We start from the raw sequence: 18,048 nt of genomic DNA on the forward strand, positions 1-18,048 counted from the left end.
ATTCACCCGCGACCGGGCCGAAACCGTTTCTCGGCCCTGAGCGTCACTGTCGGTAGCCGCCTCTAGGGTGGTGATCACTGAGTCGACGATCTTGGGGGCACGGATGAACGGACGCGTACGCGGCTGGTGGCGACGGGGGCGCTGGGTCGTCCTCGGCCTTGTCCTGCTCCTGTTGCTGCCGCTCTCCGGCAGCGCGGTCGCCCTGCGGGTCAACTACGCGGGCGACCTCCGTGAAGGGACGAAGTCCCGCGGCAAGGACGCCATCTGGCTGGGCCACGCCTGGGTGGACGGACGGAAGAAGGACGCCGACCTCGCGGCGTTCGCCGCCCGTATCAAGGGGACGGGGATACGCGACCTCTACGTCCACGCCGGTCCGCTGGAGCACGACGGAACGCTCCCCGCCGCCCGGTACCCGCGCGCGGCCTGGCTGATCGAGAGCGTCCACCGCACCATGCCCGGCATACGGGTGCACGCCTGGCTGGGCGACATCCTGGCGACCGAGGGCCCCGAGGGGCTGCGCCTGGAGGACGCGGCCTCGCGCGCGGCCGTGGTGGGTTCGGCCCGCCAGATCCTCGACGCCGGCTTCGACGGGGTCCACTTCGACCTGGAGCCCCTGCTCTCGGACGACGCGAACTACCTCTCCCTTCTCGACGACCTGGGCGAGCTGACCAAGGCCCGCAAGGTCCCGCTCTCCGTCGCAGCCCACCAGATCGACCCGCTGCCCGCCCTGCACTCGGTGAACGGTGCCGTCAGCGGCAGCGAGAAGTGGTGGTCGCAGGAGTTCTTCGGACAGGTCGCCCGCCGGGTCGACCAGATCGCCGTCATGTCGTACGACACCTGGATGCCGCTGGAGAGCCTGTACGGCGGTTACGTCGCCCAGCAGACCAGCCTCGCCCTGGAGGTCACGCCCGAGGACACCGACCTGCTCATGGGGCTGCCCTTCTTCCACGAGGACGACCTCGGCCACCACGACTCGGCGGAGACCGTCGCGGCCGCGATCCGCGGCACCCGGCTGGGACTGGGGCGCACGGACCACGACCGCGAACGTTTCGGCGTCGCGCTCTACGTCGACTTCGCCGCGAAGGAGGAGGACTGGACGGCCTACCGCGAGGGCTGGCACTGACCCACGGCGACACCCGCCGCCCGGACCCCACCCCGAGCGGACCTCTACGCCTCCCGCCGACGGATCTTGTTCCCCAGCCACACCAGCGGGTCGTACTTACGGTCCACGGCCCGCTCCTTCAGCGGGATCAGCGCATTGTCGGTGATCTTGATGTCCTCGGGGCACACCTCCGTGCAGCACTTGGTGATGTTGCAGTACCCCAGCCCGTGGTCCTCCTGGGCCGTCCGCTTCCGGTCGAGCCCCGTCTCCTCGGCGGCGTCCAGCGGGTGCATGTCCAGCTCGGCCACCCGCATCAGGAAGCGCGGGCCGGCGAACGCCGTCTTGTTCTCCTCGTGGTCCCGCACCACATGACAGGTGTCCTGGCACAGGAAGCACTCGATGCACTTGCGGAACTCCTGCGAGCGCTCCACATCCATCTGCTGCATCCGGTACTCGCCCGGGGCAAGCCCCTCCGGCGGTACGAAGGCCGGGATCTCCCGCGCCTTCGCATAGTTGAAGGACACGTCCGTCACCAGGTCGCGTACGACCGGGAACGCCCGCAGAGGGGTGATCGTGAGGGTCTCGGAGCGGTCGAAGGTCGACATCCGGGTCATGCACATCAGGCGCGGCCGGCCGTTGATCTCGGCCGAGCACGAACCGCACTTGCCCGCCTTGCAGTTCCAGCGCACGGCGAGATCCGGAGCCTGGGTGGCCTGCAACCGGTGGATGATGTCGAGGACCACCTCGCCGTCGTTCACCTCGACCGTGAAGTCCGTGAGGTCTCCGCCGTCGGTGTCGCCCCGCCACACCCTGAAGTGCGCGTCATAGGTACTCACTCGTACAGCTCCTCCTCGGCGAGGTACTTGACCAGCTCCTCCTTCTCGAACAGCGCGAGCAGGTCCGCACGGATCGCGTCGGTGCGCGTCCGCTCAAGACCGATTCCGCCGTCCTCGGCCGGGTGGCACAACAGATTCACCGGGCGCCACGTCCGCTCCATCGACGGATAGTCCTCCCGCGTGTGCCCGCCCCGGCTCTCGGTCCGCTCCAGCGCCGCCCGGGCCACGCACTCGCTCACCAGCAGCATGTTCCGAAGGTCGAGCGCGAGGTGCCAGCCGGGGTTGAACTGCCGGTGTCCCTCGACCCCGGCCCGCCGCGCGCGGACCCGCAGCTCGGCGATGCGCTCCAGGGCCTCGGCCATCTCCCCTTCCCGCCGGATGATGCCGACGAGGTCGTTCATCGTCTGCTGCAGCTCCTGGTGGAGGGTGTACGGGTTCTCGGCGGAAGGCTCCTGGGCCGCGCCGAAGGGCGCCAGCGCCTCGGCCGCCGCCGCATCGACCCCCGCCTCGGAGACGCCCCCGCGCGAGGCGGCTGCCGCGTACTCCGCCGCGTGCCACCCGGCCCGCCGTCCGAAGACCAGCAGGTCGGAGAGCGAGTTGCCGCCCAGCCGGTTGGAGCCGTGCATCCCGCCCGCGACCTCACCGGCCGCGAAGAGACCCGGGACCCCCACCGTCGCCGCGGTGTCCGAGTCGACCGCGATGCCGCCCATCACGTAGTGGCAGGTCGGTCCGACCTCCATCGCCTCCGCCGTGATGTCCACGTCCGCCAGCTCCTTGAACTGGTGGTACATCGACGGCAGCCGTCGCTTGATCACCTCGGCCGGCATCCGCGTCGACACGTCCAGGAACACCCCGCCGTGGGGCGAGCCCCGCCCCGCCTTCACCTCCGCGTTGATGGCCCGCGCCACCTCGTCACGCGGCAGCAGTTCGGGCGGGCGCCGGTTGTTGTCCGGGTCCTCGTACCAGCGGTCGCCCTCCTCCTCCGTCTGCGCGTACTTCTCCTTGAAGACGTCGGGGACGTAGTCGAACATGAACCGCTTGCCCTCGGAGTTGCGCAGCACACCCCCGTCCCCGCGCACGGACTCCGTGACCAGGATCCCCTTCACGGACGGCGGCCAGACCATCCCGGTCGGATGGAACTGCACGAACTCCATGTTCACCAGCGGCGCTCCCGCCAGCAGCGCGAGAGCGTGGCCGTCACCGGTGTACTCCCAGGAGTTCGAGGTCACCTTGAAGGACTTGCCGATCCCGCCGGTGGCCAGGACCACGGCCGGCGCCTCCATGACGAAGAAGCGCCCGGTCTCCCGCTCGTAGCAGAAGACACCGCTCACCCGCCCGTCCTCGTCCTTCAGGATCCGGGTGACCGTGCACTCCTGGAAGACCTTCAGGCGCGACTCGTACGAACCGCTCTCCCGGAAGTCCTCCTGCTGGAGCGCGACCGTCTTCTGCTGGAGCGTGCGGATCAGCTCCAGGCCCGTCCGGTCGCCGACGTGGGCGAGTCTCGGGTACTCGTGCCCGCCGAAGTTGCGCTGGGAGATCCGGCCGTCCGGCGTACGGTCGAAGAGCGCGCCCCAGGCCTCCAGCTCCCACACCCGCTCCGGGGCCTCGCGCGCGTGCAGCTCCGCCATCCGCCACTGGTTGAGGAACTTCCCGCCGCGCATGGTGTCGCGGAAGTGGACCTGCCAGTTGTCGTGGGCATTGACGTTGGCCATCGACGCGGCGATGCCGCCCTCGGCCATCACCGTGTGCGCCTTACCGAAGAGCGACTTGCAGATCACGGCCGTCCGGGCGCCCCGCTCGCGCGCCTCGATCGCGGCGCGCAGCCCGGCACCGCCCGCGCCGACGACGACCACGTCCCACTGCTGCCGTTCGACTTGAGCCATGTCAGAAGATCCTCGGGTCGTCGAAGGTTCCGGTGGCGAGCAGGTACACGTACAGATCGCAGACCGCGACGGAGATCAACGAGGCCCATGCGAGCACCATGTGGCGGGTGTTCAGCTTCCCGACCCAGCTCCACAGCCGGTAGCGCACCGGATGCCGGGAGAAGTGCCGCAGACGGCCGCCGACGATGTGCCGACAGGAGTGGCAGGAAAGGGTGTACGCCCAGATCAGCACGATGTTGATCAGGAAGATCACGGTTCCCAGGCCCGCGTGTCCCCACGCGTACGAGGCGTCCCGGAAGGTCAGCACGGTGTCGTACGTGAGGATCGCGGCGACCGGGAGCGCGGTGTAGAAGAAGTACCGGTGGATGTTCTGCAGGATCAGCGGGAAGCGGGTCTCGCCGGTGTACGTCGCATGCGGCTCGGCGACCGCGCAGGCCGGCGGAGAGGCCCAGAATCCCCGGTAGTACGCCTTGCGGTAGTAGTAGCAGGTCAGACGGAAGCCGAGCGGGAAGACCAGGATCAGCAGGGCGGGGGAGAGGCCCCACCAGCTGCCGAAGATCTCCCAGTTGGGCCCGCCCTTCATCGGGACGCAGTTCTCCGCCAGGCAGGGCGAGTAGAACGGCGAGACGTAGGGCGCGGCGTAGTAGTGGCTGTTGGCGAAGGCTCTCCAGGTGGAGTACGCGATGAAGGCGAGCAGCCCGGCCGCGGTGACGGCGGGTGCAAGCCACCAGCGGTCGGTCCGTAGATGGCGGGGGGCGATCGCCGCACGGGAGGGGGAGTGCACGCCGGTGGCGGGCACTCCCCCTCCGGTGGAGGGTTCGGTTCCTGTGGCCAACGAGGTCTCCTAGGGCGCGTGCCGGTCGCGTGCTCCCAGTCCCTCGTCGTCCGAATCCGTCCACAGCCCGCTGTCGTACGGGGTGTCGGGGATCGTCACCATGTTCTCCGGCCGACCGGGGGTCGGCGGCGAGGTGACGCCCCGCTCCGCCGCGATACGGCGTTCCAGCTGTTCGACCGTGCGAACCAGGTCATCGAGGCGGCCCTTGACGGCTGCCAATTCGTCCTGAAGGGACATGGATTGCCCTCACTTCCGCGATTGCGGGTGGCGAACACGCGCCTGAGAGTGTCGCGCGTCACACCCCGCTTGTGAACCCATGTGTACGGGATTCCACTCGTCCGGAGATTCGCGCCGCCCGGCGGTTGGGCCGCACGAGTGGGTTTGCCGGCCGTGCCGCCGTGTCGCCGCCGCCGGATCCGCTCCGTCCTTTTCAGTGTATGAGCAATAGGTGTGATCATCTCCAAATGGCATGAAACTGGACGAAGGGGTACAAGTCATGTCCCAGGTCGGCGCCCCTCGCGGGAGGACATGCTCCAGGAGCCCCCGCTCCCGCACGCTCCGCTCCGTCGCCACCCTCACCAGCGCGGTGCTCGCGATCTCGGTCCTGGCCGGATGCAGCTCGGCCGACGAAGCCGACGAGATCAAGGCCGCCGCCCCGGACCACGCGCCCGCCGCGCGCGACCGGGTGACCGACGGCGGCACCCTGAACTGGGCCGTGGACGCGATGCCCACCACCCTCAACGCCTTCCAGGCGGACGCCGACGGCGCCACCTCGCGCATCGCCGGGGCCGTACTCCCCGCCCTCTACACCCTCGACGAACGCGGCAGGCCGCAGCGCAACGCGGACTACCTGGAGTCCGCGAAGGTCGTCGAGACGGAGCCGAAGCAGGTCGTCCTCTACAAGCTCAACCAGCAGGCGGTGTGGAGCGACGGCCGCGAGATCGGCGCCCCCGACTTCGTCGCGCAGTGGCGGGCCCTGAACGGCCGGGACACCGCGTACTGGACCGCCCGCAACTCGGGCTACGAGCGGATCGAGAAGATCGAGCGCGGCAAGGACGACCTGGAGGTACGGGTCACCTTCGGCAAGCCGTACGCCGACTGGCAGGCCCTCTTCACCCCCCTCTACCCGAAGCAGGTGATGGGGTCGCCGGCCGCCTTCAACGACGGCGCGCGCACGACCCTGAAGGCGACCGCCGGTCCGTTCCGGCTCAAGGCGACCGACCGCAAGGCGGGCACCGTCACCCTCGACCGCAACCCCCGCTGGTGGGGCCAGTCCGCCAAGCTCGACCAGATCGTCCTGAAGGCCGTGCCGCGGGCCGAGCGCGTCACCGCACTGGCCGCGGGCAAGCTCGATCTGGCCGAGATCGACCGTTCCGCGGCGGACCGTATCGCCCTCGCGGTGAAGGACGCCCGGGCCGGCCGGAACGGCGGACAGGCCCTCGCGCACGGCCCCGGCTCCGCGATCACCCCCTCCTCGGCCCTGAAGTCCTGGGCGCAGGCGAACGGCTCCGACGAGGAGAAGGCGGAGGCCGTGCAGGCCGCCCGCAAGAAGAACCAGGAGACCATCGAGCGGTACGCGACCGAGCAGCGGGCCCTCGGGAAGTTCGTGGTGCGCAAATCCCTGGAGCCCGCGTACACCCAGCTCTCGCTGAACGGCGAGTCCGGTCCGCTCGCCGACGAGCGGGTACGCCGGGCCGTGGCCCGCGCGCTCGACCGCCAGGCACTGGCAGAAGCCGTGCTCAAGCCGCTGGGCCTGCCCGCCACGCCGCCCGGCAGCCACCTCGCCCTGGCCGGGCAGGCGGCCTACGCGGACAGCAGCGACGCGCTCGGGGACCAGGACGCCAAGGAGGCCCAGGCCCTGCTCGCCGACGCGGGCTGGGTGCCCGGCGGCGCGACCAAGAAGCCGGACGGGACGAAGGCCGGCAGCGAGGCGGAGACCGCGGAGAAGAAGCCGGAGACCGCGGAGAAGAAGCCGGAGAAGGAGGAGAGCACCGACAAGACGGAGAAGGAGGGGACGGAGAAGAAGGCCCCCGCGGAAAAGGCCCCCGCCTCCCCGGCGGCGAAGCAGCCCGAGGCCGACAAGGCCAAGAAGACCGAGGCCGACGCCGCCTCCAACGACGGCCTCTACATCGTCGGCGACGACAAGCCGGGCGGCACGGCCGCCCGCGACGACGGCAAGGCGCCCGAGCCCGCGGTCGGCGCCGCCGGTCCCGAGAGCGGCACCGACGTCCTCACCCCGGGCCCCGGAGCCGCCCTGCAGAACGCGGCGCTGCTCCGCCAGGCCGCCCTGCTCGAGACCGGTACCGACGCCGGCACCACGACCGAGGCCAAGGGCCAGAACCCGGCCAGGCCCGACAGCGGTGTCGCGGGTGCCTACGCCCCGCGCGGCACCGCCGCCCCCGCCGTGCCGGCGTCCGCGGGCCAGGGCCTGGGCAAGGACGGCAAGGCGCTCAGCCTGCGGTTCGTCCTGCCCTCGGGCCCCGGCTCGGAGTCGCTCCGGACCGTCGGCGACAAGATCGTGCAGATGCTCGACGCCGTCGGCATCCGCACCGAGATCACCAAGGTCGCGGACGAGAGCTTCTTCAAGGACCACATCGCCTCCGGCGACTACGACCTGGCCCTCTACTCCTGGCCCGCCACCGCCTTCCCGGCGACCGACGCCCGGCCGATCTTCGCCAAGCCCGAGCCCGCCTCGGACGGCTCGCTCCTGGTCGAGCAGAACTACGCCCGGGTCGGCACGGACCGTATCGACCAGCTCTTCGACCAGGCCGTGGCCACGCTCGACGAGGAAGAGGCCCGTGACCTGGTCCGACAGGCGGACGCCCGGATCTGGGCCGCTGCCGGATCGATTCCTCTCTATCAGCGCCCCCAGCTCGTGGCGGCCAAGCCCGAGATCGTGAACGCGGGCGCCTGGGGCTTCGCCGCCCCGCGCTACCAGGACATCGGGTTCAAGAAGCCCGAATCGGCCAAGGGTGCGGAGCGCAATACCAAGAATTAGTTGAAACTGCAGGTCACAACCTCAGATGCAGCTCAAGTTCCTTGCCCGCCGGTTACTCCGGCGGGCAGGATCACGTCCGGCCCCTTGACCCGGCCGGTTCCGCACGCTCAGTGCTCCCCACACCCCCAGTGCAACCGCACCACCGAGGCCCCCAAACCTCCTAGTAGACCCTCTCGAATCCGGGCGGGGAAGCCCCTTGCGCGGCGGCCCCGTACCATAGGACATAGCCGTGGCGCGTCCGCCCGGCGGGCGTAAGAGGAACTGACGCCGCATCCCACGATCCGAGAGAAGCGCAAGCACCCATGCCTACGCGCCACGACATCCGTAACGTCGCCATCGTCGCCCACGTCGACCATGGCAAGACGACCATCGTCGACGCCATGCTCAAGCAGGCCGGTGCCTTCGCCGCCCACCAGCAGCTCGACGACCGCATGATGGACTCGAACGACCTGGAGCGTGAGAAGGGCATCACGATCCTCGCCAAGAACACGGCGGTGAAGTATCACCCCAAGGACGGCGGGGCCCCTATCACGATCAACATCATCGACACCCCCGGTCACGCCGACTTCGGTGGCGAGGTCGAGCGCGGTCTGTCGATGGTGGACGCGGTCGTCCTCCTCGTGGACGCCTCCGAGGGTCCGCTCCCGCAGACCCGCTTCGTGCTGCGCAAGGCCCTCCAGCAGCGCAAGCCCGTCATCCTCTGCATCAACAAGACCGACCGTCCGGACTCCCGGATCGACGAGGTCGTCAACGAGACCTACGACCTGTTCCTCGACCTGGACGCGGACGAGGACCAGATCGAGTTCCCGATCGTCTACGCCTGCGGCCGTGACGGCATCGCCTCGCTGACCAAGCCGGAGAACGGCACCGTTCCCGCCGACAGCGAGAACCTGGAGCCGTTCTTCTCCGCCATCCTGGAGCACGTCCCGGCGCCGGTGTACGACGAGGAGGCCCCGCTTCAGGCCCACGTCACCAACCTCGACGCCGACAACTTCCTCGGCCGTATCGCGCTGCTCCGTGTCGAGCAGGGCGAGCTGCGCAAGGGCCAGACGGTCGCGTGGATCAAGCGTGACGGTTCGATCTCCAACGTCCGCATCACCGAGCTGATGATGACCGAGGCGCTCACCCGCAAGCCGGCCGAGGTCGCCGGCCCCGGTGACATCTGTGCCGTCGCCGGTATCCCGGACATCATGATCGGCGAGACCCTGGCCGACCCGGAGAACCCGATCGCGCTGCCGCTGATCACGGTCGACCAGCCGGCCATCTCCATGACCATCGGTACGAACACCTCGCCGCTCGTCGGCCGTGGTGGCACCGGCAAGGGCGCGGACGCCAAGTCCGCGGTCAAGCAGCGCAAGGTCACCGCCCGCCAGGTCAAGGACCGTCTGGACCGCGAGCTGATCGGTAACGTCTCGCTCCGCGTCCTCGACACCGAGCGTCCCGACGCCTGGGAGGTCCAGGGCCGTGGTGAGCTCGCGCTCGCCATCCTGGTCGAGCAGATGCGCCGCGAGGGCTTCGAGCTCACCATCGGCAAGCCGCAGGTCGTCACCAAGGAGGTCGACGGCAAGACGCACGAGCCCGTCGAGCGCCTCACGGTCGACGTGCCCGAGGAGCACATGGGCGCGGTCACGCAGCTCATGGGTGTCCGCAAGGGCCGCATGGACAACATGTCGAACCACGGCTCCGGCTGGGTCCGCATGGAGTTCGTCGTTCCGTCTCGTGGCCTCATCGGCTTCCGTACGGAGTTCCTCACCAACACCCGCGGTACGGGTATCGCCCACTCGATCCACGAGGGCCACGAGCCGTGGTTCGGCACGCTGACGACCCGTAACAACGGTTCGCTGGTCGCCGACCGCGCCGGTGCGGTCACCGCCTTCGCGATGACCAACCTGCAGGAGCGCGGTGTCCTGTTCACCGACCCCGGCACCGAGGTGTACGAGGGCATGATCGTCGGCGAGAACTCGCGCTCCGACGACATGGACGTGAACATCACCAAGGAGAAGAAGCTCACCAACATGCGCTCCGCCTCCGCCGACTCCTTCGAGGCGATCGTCCCGCCGCGGAAGCTCTCCCTGGAGCAGTCCCTGGAGTTCTGCCGCGACGACGAGTGCGTCGAGGTCACCCCGGAGGCCGTGCGCATCCGCAAGGTCGTCCTGGACCAGAACCAGCGCGGTCGCACCGCGTCGCGTGCCAAGAACGGCTGACCTGTGATCTCTGCCGCATCCGGCTGACGCCGGCGGGCTGACACAACCTCAGATACAGGGCTCGGGCCCCCGTGATCACTGCGGGGGCCCGAGCCTTTCGTCAAATCCATTTCATGGGCGCGGTGTCCGGATATCGGCCGTCGCTCTCCGGAACGTGTGTTAACGGTCCGTTTCGCGGGTGTCTGTCTGTGATCGCTTTGTCCGGATTTCGGTCTCAAGGCGCCGGGTGATGTTGTCAAACCGAGACCACTTAAGTGTGGTTTACAGCCCTGACGTACTTAATAGTTGGCTCCATTGAGCTCGGGTCAATGGGTCACGCACTGTGGGGAGTGCCGACTCACGAGCACACTCGGGGCACTTGAGTGCATCGCCGTCAGGGGTGTCGGCGGACTCGAAGTGCCCCTCTTGTAGTGACAAGTGGACTCATGAGGAGGAACCCATGCGCGGTGCCAAGAGCGCCAAGTGGGTAGTGGGCGCAATTGTTGTCGCCCTGGCAGCGACCGCCTGTGGCGGAGGTAAGGGCGACGGCGGCAGCGACGCCAAGGGCCAGGTTGACCCGAACGGGATCTTCTCGATCGAGGTGGGCGAGCCGGAGAAGCTGCTGCACCCGGCCGACACGATGGAGTCCAACGGCTCGATCGTTCTGTCCGGTCTGTTCTCGCAGCTGGTGGACTACACCGCCGACGGCAAGCTCACCATGGTGAACGCCGAGTCGGTCGAGAGCGCGGACAGCAAGCTCTGGACGGTCAAGCTCAAGAAGGGCTGGACCTTCCACGACGGCACCCCGGTGACCGCCAAGTCCTACGTGGACGCGTGGAACTGGGCCGCCAACGTCAACAACCAGCAGGGCAACGCCTCCTGGTTCTCCGACATCAAGGGCTCCGAGGCTCTGCTGCCGGAGAAGGAGGGCGCCAAGCCCACCGCCGACAAGCTCACCGGTCTGAAGGTCGTCGACGACTCGACCTTCACCATCGAGCTCAAGGGTGCGGTTCCGTACTTCGCCTACAAGCTCGGCTACGAGGTCTTCTCGCCGCTGCCGGAGTCCTTCTACAAGGACCCGAAGGGCGCGGGCCTGAAGCCGGTCGGCAACGGTCCCTACAAGTTCGAGTCGTGGGACCGCAAGAAGCAGATCAAGATCGTCCGCTACGACGCGTACAAGGGCGAGAACAAGGCGAAGAACGGCGGTGTGATCTTCAAGAACTACACCGGCCTCGAGCCCGCCTACGAGGACCTGAAGTCCGGCAACCTCGACGTCATCCGTCAGGTCGGCCCGAAGGACCTCCCGGTCTACCACCAGGACCTCGGTGACCGCGCCGTGGACGCCGACCAGTCGGCGATCCAGTCCATCGCGGTCGCGTTCTACGCCGACCAGTGGAAGGCCAAGAAGGTCGACCCGAAGGTCATCCAGGGCCTCTCGATGGCGATCGACCGCGCCACCATCACCAAGACGGTGCTGCAGGGTACGCGTGAGCCGGCGACCGGCTGGGTCGCCAAGGGCGTCCTCGGCTTCCAGCCGAACGCCGCGGGCGACGTCACCAAGTTCGACCCGGCCAAGGCCAAGGCGCTGATCGCGGAGGGTGGCGGCGTTCCCGGCAACGCCATCACCATCCAGTTCAACGCGGACGGCGGCCACAAGGAGTGGGTCGACGCGGTCTGCAACAGCATCACCCAGGCGACGCAGGTCAAGTGCGTCGGCGACAGCAAGGCGGACTTCCAGGCGGACCTCGCGGCCCGCAAGGCGAAGCAGGTCAAGTCCCTGTACCGCTCGGCCTGGACGCTCGACTACCCGGTGAACTCCAACTTCCTTCGTGACCTGTTCCAGACGGGTGCGTCCGGCAACCAGGGTGACTTCTCCAACCCGGCGCTCGACGCGAAGATCAAGGCGGCCGACTCCGCGGCCAGCCTCGAGGAGTCGGTGAAGGCCTACCAGGAGGTGGAGAAGGAGCTCGTCAACCTGATGCCCTCCATCCCGCTCTGGTACTACAAGGTCAACGCCGGCTACTCCGAGAACGTCGAGGGCGTCCGCTACGCGCAGGACGGCGACCCGGTTCTCGAAGAGATCACCGTCAAGAAGAAGTAATCACCCAAGCGTAGTCCGCTAGCCGCAAGGCGAGGGGCCGACGGTCGCACACCGTCCGCCGGCCCCTCGCACCGGCGATACGCAGTGGCTGGGGGGCCCTTCCACGACATCCGCGTACCCACAGGGGCGCGGTTGCCGAGGGAGGGCTCGTAGCGCTGCGGCTGTCACATCTCAACGGAGGCATGATGGGGCGCTATGTCGTACGACGACTGCTCCAGATGATCCCGGTCTTCATCGGGACAACCCTGCTGATCTTCCTCATGGTCTACAGCCTGCCCGGCGACCCCGTGGCGGGTCTGTTCGGCGACAAGGCCGCCAACCCGGCGACCGTGGCCAAGATCAGACACGAGCTGGGGCTGGATCAGCCGATCCTGCAGCAGTACTTCAATTACATGTGGGACATGATCGTCCACCTCGACTTCGGCACCCAGATCCGTAACGGGCGTCCGGTCACCGAGGTTCTGGGCGACGCGTTCCCGGTCACTCTGCAACTGGCCGCACTGGCCTTCGCGTTCGAGCTGATCTTCGGCGTCGCGCTCGGCGTCATCGCCGGTATGCGTGCCGGCCGCCTGGCCGACAACGCCGTCCTGATCTTCACGCTGCTGATCATCTCGGTGCCGGTCTTCGTCCTCGCGTTCATCATCAAGATGGTCTTCGCGTTCGAGCTGGAGTGGATCGCTCCTAACGTCAGCAACGACCAGCTCGTGTCGGAGATGATCGCGCCCGCGATCGTGCTCGGTGGTCTGTCACTGGCCTACGTGGCCCGACTGACCCGTACCTCCATGGCGGAGAACCTGCGCGCCGACTACATGCGTACGGCCGTCGCCAAGGGTCTGCCGCGGCGCCGGGTCATCGGCGTCCACCTGATGCGCAACTCGATGATCCCCGTCGTCACCTTCCTCGGCACCGACATCGGCGCCCTGATGGGCGGCGCGGTCGTCACCGAGTCCATCTTCAACATCAAGGGTGTCGGCGGCCTCATCTACGAGTCGATCGTCCGGCGTGAGGGCACCACCCTGGTCGGTCTCGTCACCGTCCTGGTGCTCGTCTACCTCGTCACCAGTCTGCTCATCGACCTGCTGTACGCGGTCCTGGACCCGAGGATCCGTTATGCCTGACGTGACCAAGACCGCTGCCACCGCAGTCGAGGACGCTGTCGCACCCCCCTCCGCGGCAGAGCCTGCAGCCCAGAAGCAGAAGACCGAGAAGGCGCGCAGCCTCTGGGGCGACGCCTGGGCGGATCTGCGCCGCAACCCGTACTTCCTCGTGTCGTCGGTGCTGATCTTCATCCTGCTCGTCATCACGGCCTTCCCCGGCTGGTTCACCAGCGCCTCGCCCACCACGGGTGACCTGGTCAACCACTACGTCGGCAAGCCGGAGCTCGGCAAGATCGGCTCGGAGGGCTGGCTCGGCTACGACATCCAGGGTCGCTCCGTCTACGCCCGCCTGATCTACGGCACCCGTGCCTCGGTCATCGTCGGCATCTGCGTCACCCTGATCGTCACCGTCATCGGCGGCATCATGGGCATGCTCGCCGGCTACTTCGGCGGTTTCATGGACTCGATCCTGTCGCGGCTCACCGACATCTTCTTCGGCATCCCGTTCCTGCTCGGCGCCATGGTCGTCCTGCAGTCCTTCACCGAGCGCACGATCTGGGTGGTCGTCTTCGCCCTGGCGTTCCTCGGCTGGACCCAGATCGCCCGCGTCATGCGCGGTGCCGTGATCACCGTCAAGCAGGCGGACTACGTCCACGCGGCGAAGGCGCTCGGCGCAGGCACGACCCGGATCCTGATCCGGCACATCCTGCCGAACGCCATGGCTCCGGTGATCGTCGTCGCGACCATCGCGCTCGGCGGCTACATCTCGGCCGAGGCGACCCTGTCGTACCTGGGCCTGGGCCTCTCGTCGCCCATCGTCTCGTGGGGTGTCGACGTCTCCGCCGGTGTTCAGTCGATCCGTACGTCGCAGCACATCCTGCTGTACCCGTCGATCATGCTGAGCATCACTGTTCTGGCGTTCATCATGCTCGGCGAAGCCGTACGCAACGCCCTCGATCCCAAGCTGCGCTGAGGAGGGCGTACATCGTGAGCCTCATTGACAAGACCGCGAGCGTCCCCGCCCCGCGCGGGGGCGGCGACTACAACGGTCCACTGCTCGAAGTCCGTGACCTGCACGTGGAGTTCCACACCCGCGACGGTGTGGCCAAGGCGGTCAACGGAGTCAACTACAGCGTGAACGCCGGCGAGACGCTCGCCGTGCTCGGCGAGTCCGGGTCCGGCAAGTCCGTCACCGCGCAGGCGATCATGGGCATCCTCGACATGCCGCCCGGCAAGATCCCGCAGGGCGAGATCTTCTTCCGCGGCGAGGACATGCTCAAGATGTCCTACGAGGAGCGCCGGAAGATCCGCGGCCGCAAGATCGCGATGATCTTCCAGGACGCGCTGTCGTCCCTCAACCCGGTCCTCACCGTCGGCTACCAGCTCGGCGAGATGTTCCGGGTGCACCACGGCCTCTCCAAGAAGGAGGCCAAGCTCAAGGCCATCGAGCTGATGGACAAGGTCAAGATCCCCGCCGCCGCGGCGCGGGTCGACGACTACCCCCACCAGTTCTCCGGCGGTATGCGCCAGCGCATCATGATCGCCATGGCGCTCGCCCTCGAGCCGGACCTGATCATCGCCGACGAGCCCACCACGGCGCTCGACGTGACGGTCCAGGCCCAGGTCATGGACCTCCTCGCGGAGCTCCAGCAGGAATACAACATGGGCCTGATCCTGATCACCCACGACCTCGGCGTCGTCGCCGACGTCGCGGACAAGATCGCGGTCATGTACGCGGGCCGGATCGTCGAGACCGCCCCCGTGCACGAGCTGTACAAGCGCCCGGCCCACCCGTACACCCGGGGTCTGCTCGACTCGATCCCGCGCCTGGACCAGAAGGGCCAGGAGCTGTACGCGATCAAGGGCCTGCCGCCCAACCTGCTCCGGGTGCCCGCCGGCTGCGCCTTCAACCCGCGCTGCCCGAAGGCCGACGACATCTGCCGCACGGAGATCCCGGCTCTCGCCCCGGTCACCGAGCAGGACGGCACGGAGCTGCCGGGCCGCGGTAGCGCCTGCCACTTCTGGAAGGAGACGATCCATGGCTGAGCTCAGCAAGAACGATGAGGCCGCGGACGCGACTCCGAACGTCACCGACGTGCACACCGTCGACGCCGCGAGCGAGGCGGAGGCCGTAGCCGCCATCGAGGCGCCGGTCGAGCGCGGTGAGCCGATCCTGCAGGTGCGCAACCTGGTCAAGCACTTCCCGCTGACCCAGGGCATCCTGTTCAAGAAGCAGGTCGGCGCGGTCAAGGCCGTGGACGGGGTCTCCTTCGACCTCTACCAGGGTGAGACCCTCGGCATCGTCGGCGAGTCCGGCTGTGGCAAGTCCACGGTCGCCAAGCTGCTGATGAACCTGGAGCGGGCGACCGCGGGCGAGGTCTTCTACAAGGGCCAGGACATCACCCGGCTGTCCGGCCGCGCGCTGAAGGCCGTGCGCCGGAACATCCAGATGGTGTTCCAGGACCCGTACACCTCGCTGAACCCGCGTATGACGGTCGGCGACATCATCGGCGAGCCCTTCGACATCCACCCCGAGGTGGCCCCGAAGGGCGACCGGCGCCGCAAGGTGCAGGAGCTGCTCGATGTGGTCGGTCTGAACCCCGAGTACATCAACCGCTACCCGCACCAGTTCTCCGGCGGTCAGCGCCAGCGCATCGGCATCGCCCGCGGCCTCGCGCTCAACCCGGAGATCATCATCTGCGACGAGCCGGTCTCGGCCCTGGACGTCTCCGTCCAGGCGCAGGTCATCAACCTGATGGAGAAGCTGCAGGACGAGTTCAACCTCTCCTACGTCTTCATCGCGCACGACCTGTCGATCGTCCGGCACATCTCCGACCGGGTCGGCGTGATGTACCTCGGCAAGATGGCCGAGATCGGTACGGACACGCAGATCTACGACCACCCGACGCACCCCTACACCCAGGCGCTGCTGTCGGCGGTCCCCGTCCCGGACCCGGAGGCCCGTGAGGGTCGCGAGCGGATCATCCTGACCGGTGACGTCCCCTCGCCGGCCAACCCGCCGTCGGGCTGCCGTTTCCGCACCCGGTGCTGGAAGGCCGAGGAGAAGTGCTCCACGGAGATCCCGCTCCTGGCGATCCCCGAGCGCTTCCAGGGTCAGGACACCCCGGCCGCGCATGAGTCGGCGTGCCACTTCGCCGAGGAGAAGGACGTCATCCACGCGGCGTAGTTCTCCCGCTGTACGCGTCGAGGGCGCCCGGACCACATCGGTCCGGGCGCCCTCGACGCGTTTCAACGGATGGATGTCAATAAGGTGCATACCGCTCGTACTGGGGTGATATTGGGGCCTACGTAAGACTTGGGACACTCAGGAGGCACCTCATGCGCGGAGCCACGCATGCCAAGTGGGCCGCATTGGCCGCCGCCGTCGCCCTCATGGCGACCGCCTGCGGCGGTGGCGGCGACGGAGGCGGAAGTGGCGCCGATGGGATCGTGAGCTCCTCGTGGGGTGACCCGCAGAATCCGCTGGAGCCCGCGAACACCAACGAGGTGCAGGGCGGCAAGGTCCTTTCGATGATTTTCCGGGGGCTCATCCAGTACGACCCGAAGACCGGCGAGGCCACGAACATGCTCGCCGAGAACATCGAGACGACGGACTCGATCAACTTCACCGTGACCGTCAAGGACGGCTGGACCTTCTCCAACGGCGAGCAGGTCACCGCGAAGTCCTTCGTGGACGCCTGGAACTACGGCGCCAGCCTGAAGAACAACCAGAAGAACGCCACCTTCTTCGGTCAGATCGAGGGCTACGACCAGGTCCACCCCGAGCAGGGCGAGCCGACCGCCGAGACCATGTCCGGCCTCAAGGTCGTCGACGACAAGACGTTCACCGTCAAGCTCACCCAGAGGTTCTCGACCTGGCCCGTCACCCTCGGCTACGCGGCCTTCGCCCCGCTGCCCCAGGCGTTCTTCGACGACCACGCCGGCTGGCTGAACAAGCCCATCGGCAACGGCCCCTACACCATCGACTCGTACACCAAGGGCTCGCAGATGGAGCTCAAGCGCTGGGACGGCTACCCCGGCGCCGACAAGGCACAGAACGGCGGCGTGACCCTCAAGGTCTACACCGACAACAACACCGCCTACACCGACCTGACGGCCGGAAACCTCGACCTCGTCGACGACATCCCCGCCTCCCAGCTCAAGAACGTCCAGGCGGACCTCGGCGACCGGTACATCAACGAGCCCGCCGGCATCATCCAGACCCTCTCGTTCCCGTTCTACGACCCCGCGTGGAACAAGCCGGGCCAGGAGAAGCTCCGCCAGGGTCTCTCCATGGCGATCAACCGCGACCAGATCACCGACACGATCTTCCAGAAGACCCGGACCCCCGCGGTCGACTGGACCTCCCCGGTCCTCGGCGAGGACGGCGGCTTCAAGGACATCTGCGGTGACTTCTGCACGTTCAACGCGGAGGAAGCGAAGAAGCTGGTGGCCGAGGGCGGTGGCATCCCCGGCGGCACGATGAGGATCTCGTACAACGCCGACACCGGCTCCCACAAGGAGTGGGTGGACGCCGTCTGCAACTCCATCAACAACGCGCTCGGCAACAACACGGCCTGCGTCGGCAACCCGATCGGCACCTTCGCCGACTTCCGCAGCCAGGTCAGCACGCAGAAGATGACGGGCCCGTTCCGGGCCGGCTGGCAGATGGACTACCCGCTCATCCAGAACTTCCTCCAGCCGCTCTACTACACCAACGCCTCGTCGAACGACGGCAAGTACAGCAACCCGGAGTTCGACAAGCTCGTCGACCAGGCCAACGCCGAGTCCGACATCGCCAAGGCCGTCCAGACCTTCCAGCAGGCCGAGGAGGTCCTCCGCGACGACATGGGCGCGATCCCGCTCTGGTACCAGAACGGCAGCGCCGGCTACTCCGAGCGCGTGTCCAGCGTGGCGCTCAACCCGTTCAGCGTCCCCGTCTACAACGAGATCAAGGTCGGCTGACGCAGCTCGTCGGCGTACGGCCCGGCCCCGCGTTCCCCCGCGTGCCGG

13 protein-coding genes are annotated in these 18,048 nt (G+C 67.9%); 9 read left to right on the forward strand and 4 right to left on the reverse strand.

Going from position 1 to position 18,048, the window contains the following annotated elements; all coding sequences use genetic code 11:
* The first annotated feature begins 103 nt into the window (after positions 1-103).
* A complete protein-coding gene (locus tag ACZ561_RS30780) occupies positions 104-1,123 on the forward strand; it encodes a glycoside hydrolase family 18 protein (protein WP_471001172.1) in 1,020 nt (339 codons plus the stop codon).
* A 44-nt stretch (positions 1,124-1,167) separates the two neighbouring features.
* Here ACZ561_RS30780 and ACZ561_RS30785 read toward each other — a convergent pair whose 3' ends face one another.
* The 4 genes from ACZ561_RS30785 to ACZ561_RS30800 are packed head-to-tail and all read right to left on the reverse strand — an operon-like array spanning position 1,168 to position 4,893.
* Positions 1,168-1,938 (reverse strand): succinate dehydrogenase/fumarate reductase iron-sulfur subunit, encoded by a 771-nt coding sequence (locus ACZ561_RS30785; RefSeq protein WP_376442543.1) that lies wholly within the window; start codon positions 1,936-1,938, stop codon positions 1,168-1,170.
* Positions 1,935-3,821: a fumarate reductase/succinate dehydrogenase flavoprotein subunit gene (locus tag ACZ561_RS30790; RefSeq protein ID WP_471001175.1), complete on the reverse strand. Its 1,887-nt coding sequence runs from the start codon at positions 3,819-3,821 to the stop codon at positions 1,935-1,937. The genes ACZ561_RS30785 and ACZ561_RS30790 overlap by 4 nt, the downstream gene beginning before the upstream one ends.
* A 1-nt stretch (position 3,822) precedes the next feature.
* Positions 3,823-4,656 carry a hypothetical protein gene (locus ACZ561_RS30795; protein WP_471001178.1) on the reverse strand — a complete coding sequence of 278 codons (834 nt, stop codon included), beginning with the start codon at positions 4,654-4,656 and terminating at the stop codon, positions 3,823-3,825.
* A gap of 9 nt (positions 4,657-4,665) precedes the next feature.
* Complete coding sequence (locus tag ACZ561_RS30800; protein ID WP_471001180.1) at positions 4,666-4,893, reverse strand: hypothetical protein; 228 nt, start codon at positions 4,891-4,893, stop codon at positions 4,666-4,668.
* A 259-nt stretch (positions 4,894-5,152) separates the two neighbouring features.
* Between ACZ561_RS30800 and ACZ561_RS30805 the strand changes: the two genes are divergently transcribed.
* The 8 genes from ACZ561_RS30805 (at position 5,153) to ACZ561_RS30840 (ending at position 18,000) form a co-directional block, all read left to right on the forward strand.
* The gene (locus ACZ561_RS30805) at positions 5,153-7,654 is read left to right on the forward strand and encodes an ABC transporter family substrate-binding protein (protein WP_471001183.1); all 2,502 of its coding nucleotides are present in this window, start codon (positions 5,153-5,155) and stop codon (positions 7,652-7,654) included.
* 302 nt (positions 7,655-7,956) lie between these two features.
* Positions 7,957-9,858 carry a translational GTPase TypA gene (gene typA / locus ACZ561_RS30810; RefSeq protein ID WP_383225459.1) on the forward strand — a complete coding sequence of 634 codons (1,902 nt, stop codon included), beginning with the start codon at positions 7,957-7,959 and terminating at the stop codon, positions 9,856-9,858.
* 439 nt (positions 9,859-10,297) lie between these two features.
* Complete coding sequence (locus tag ACZ561_RS30815) at positions 10,298-11,938, forward strand: peptide ABC transporter substrate-binding protein (RefSeq protein ID WP_471001187.1); 1,641 nt, start codon at positions 10,298-10,300, stop codon at positions 11,936-11,938.
* Positions 11,939-12,123: 185 nt separating this feature from the next.
* Positions 12,124-13,056, forward strand: coding sequence for an ABC transporter permease (locus ACZ561_RS30820; protein WP_471001504.1), 933 nt, complete (start codon positions 12,124-12,126; stop codon positions 13,054-13,056).
* Positions 13,049-14,008 (forward strand): ABC transporter permease, encoded by a 960-nt coding sequence (locus ACZ561_RS30825; protein ID WP_471001190.1) that lies wholly within the window; start codon positions 13,049-13,051, stop codon positions 14,006-14,008. The genes ACZ561_RS30820 and ACZ561_RS30825 overlap by 8 nt, the downstream gene beginning before the upstream one ends.
* Positions 14,009-14,022: 14 nt before the next feature.
* The gene (locus tag ACZ561_RS30830) at positions 14,023-15,081 is read left to right on the forward strand and encodes an ABC transporter ATP-binding protein (RefSeq protein WP_471001193.1); all 1,059 of its coding nucleotides are present in this window, start codon (positions 14,023-14,025) and stop codon (positions 15,079-15,081) included.
* Positions 15,074-16,222, forward strand: coding sequence for an ABC transporter ATP-binding protein (locus ACZ561_RS30835; RefSeq protein ID WP_471001196.1), 1,149 nt, complete (start codon positions 15,074-15,076; stop codon positions 16,220-16,222). Before ACZ561_RS30830 ends, ACZ561_RS30835 begins: the two co-directional genes overlap by 8 nt.
* Before the next feature lie 152 nt (positions 16,223-16,374).
* Entirely contained in the window at positions 16,375-18,000 is a 1,626-nt protein-coding gene (locus tag ACZ561_RS30840) for a peptide ABC transporter substrate-binding protein (protein WP_471001199.1), read from the forward strand.
* Positions 18,001-18,048: the final 48 nt, after the last annotated feature.

The sequence above is a fragment of the Streptomyces sp. NPDC039609 genome (assembly GCF_055596705.1).

Excerpts from the sequence above, each read along its gene's own strand:
- ACZ561_RS30780 (WP_471001172.1), top strand. The coding sequence starts at position 104 with ATGAACGGACGCGTACGCGGCTGGTGGCGACGGGGGCGCTGGGTCGTC.
- ACZ561_RS30790 (WP_471001175.1), bottom strand. The coding sequence starts at position 3,821 with ATGGCTCAAGTCGAACGGCAGCAGTGGGACGTGGTCGTCGTCGGCGCG.
- ACZ561_RS30800 (WP_471001180.1), bottom strand. The coding sequence starts at position 4,893 with ATGTCCCTTCAGGACGAATTGGCAGCCGTCAAGGGCCGCCTCGATGAC.
- ACZ561_RS30805 (WP_471001183.1), top strand. The coding sequence starts at position 5,153 with ATGTCCCAGGTCGGCGCCCCTCGCGGGAGGACATGCTCCAGGAGCCCC.
- typA (WP_383225459.1), top strand. The coding sequence starts at position 7,957 with ATGCCTACGCGCCACGACATCCGTAACGTCGCCATCGTCGCCCACGTC.
- ACZ561_RS30815 (WP_471001187.1), top strand. The coding sequence starts at position 10,298 with ATGCGCGGTGCCAAGAGCGCCAAGTGGGTAGTGGGCGCAATTGTTGTC.
- ACZ561_RS30820 (WP_471001504.1), top strand. The coding sequence starts at position 12,124 with ATGGGGCGCTATGTCGTACGACGACTGCTCCAGATGATCCCGGTCTTC.
- ACZ561_RS30825 (WP_471001190.1), top strand. The coding sequence starts at position 13,049 with ATGCCTGACGTGACCAAGACCGCTGCCACCGCAGTCGAGGACGCTGTC.
- ACZ561_RS30835 (WP_471001196.1), top strand. The coding sequence starts at position 15,074 with ATGGCTGAGCTCAGCAAGAACGATGAGGCCGCGGACGCGACTCCGAAC.
- ACZ561_RS30840 (WP_471001199.1), top strand. The coding sequence starts at position 16,375 with ATGCGCGGAGCCACGCATGCCAAGTGGGCCGCATTGGCCGCCGCCGTC.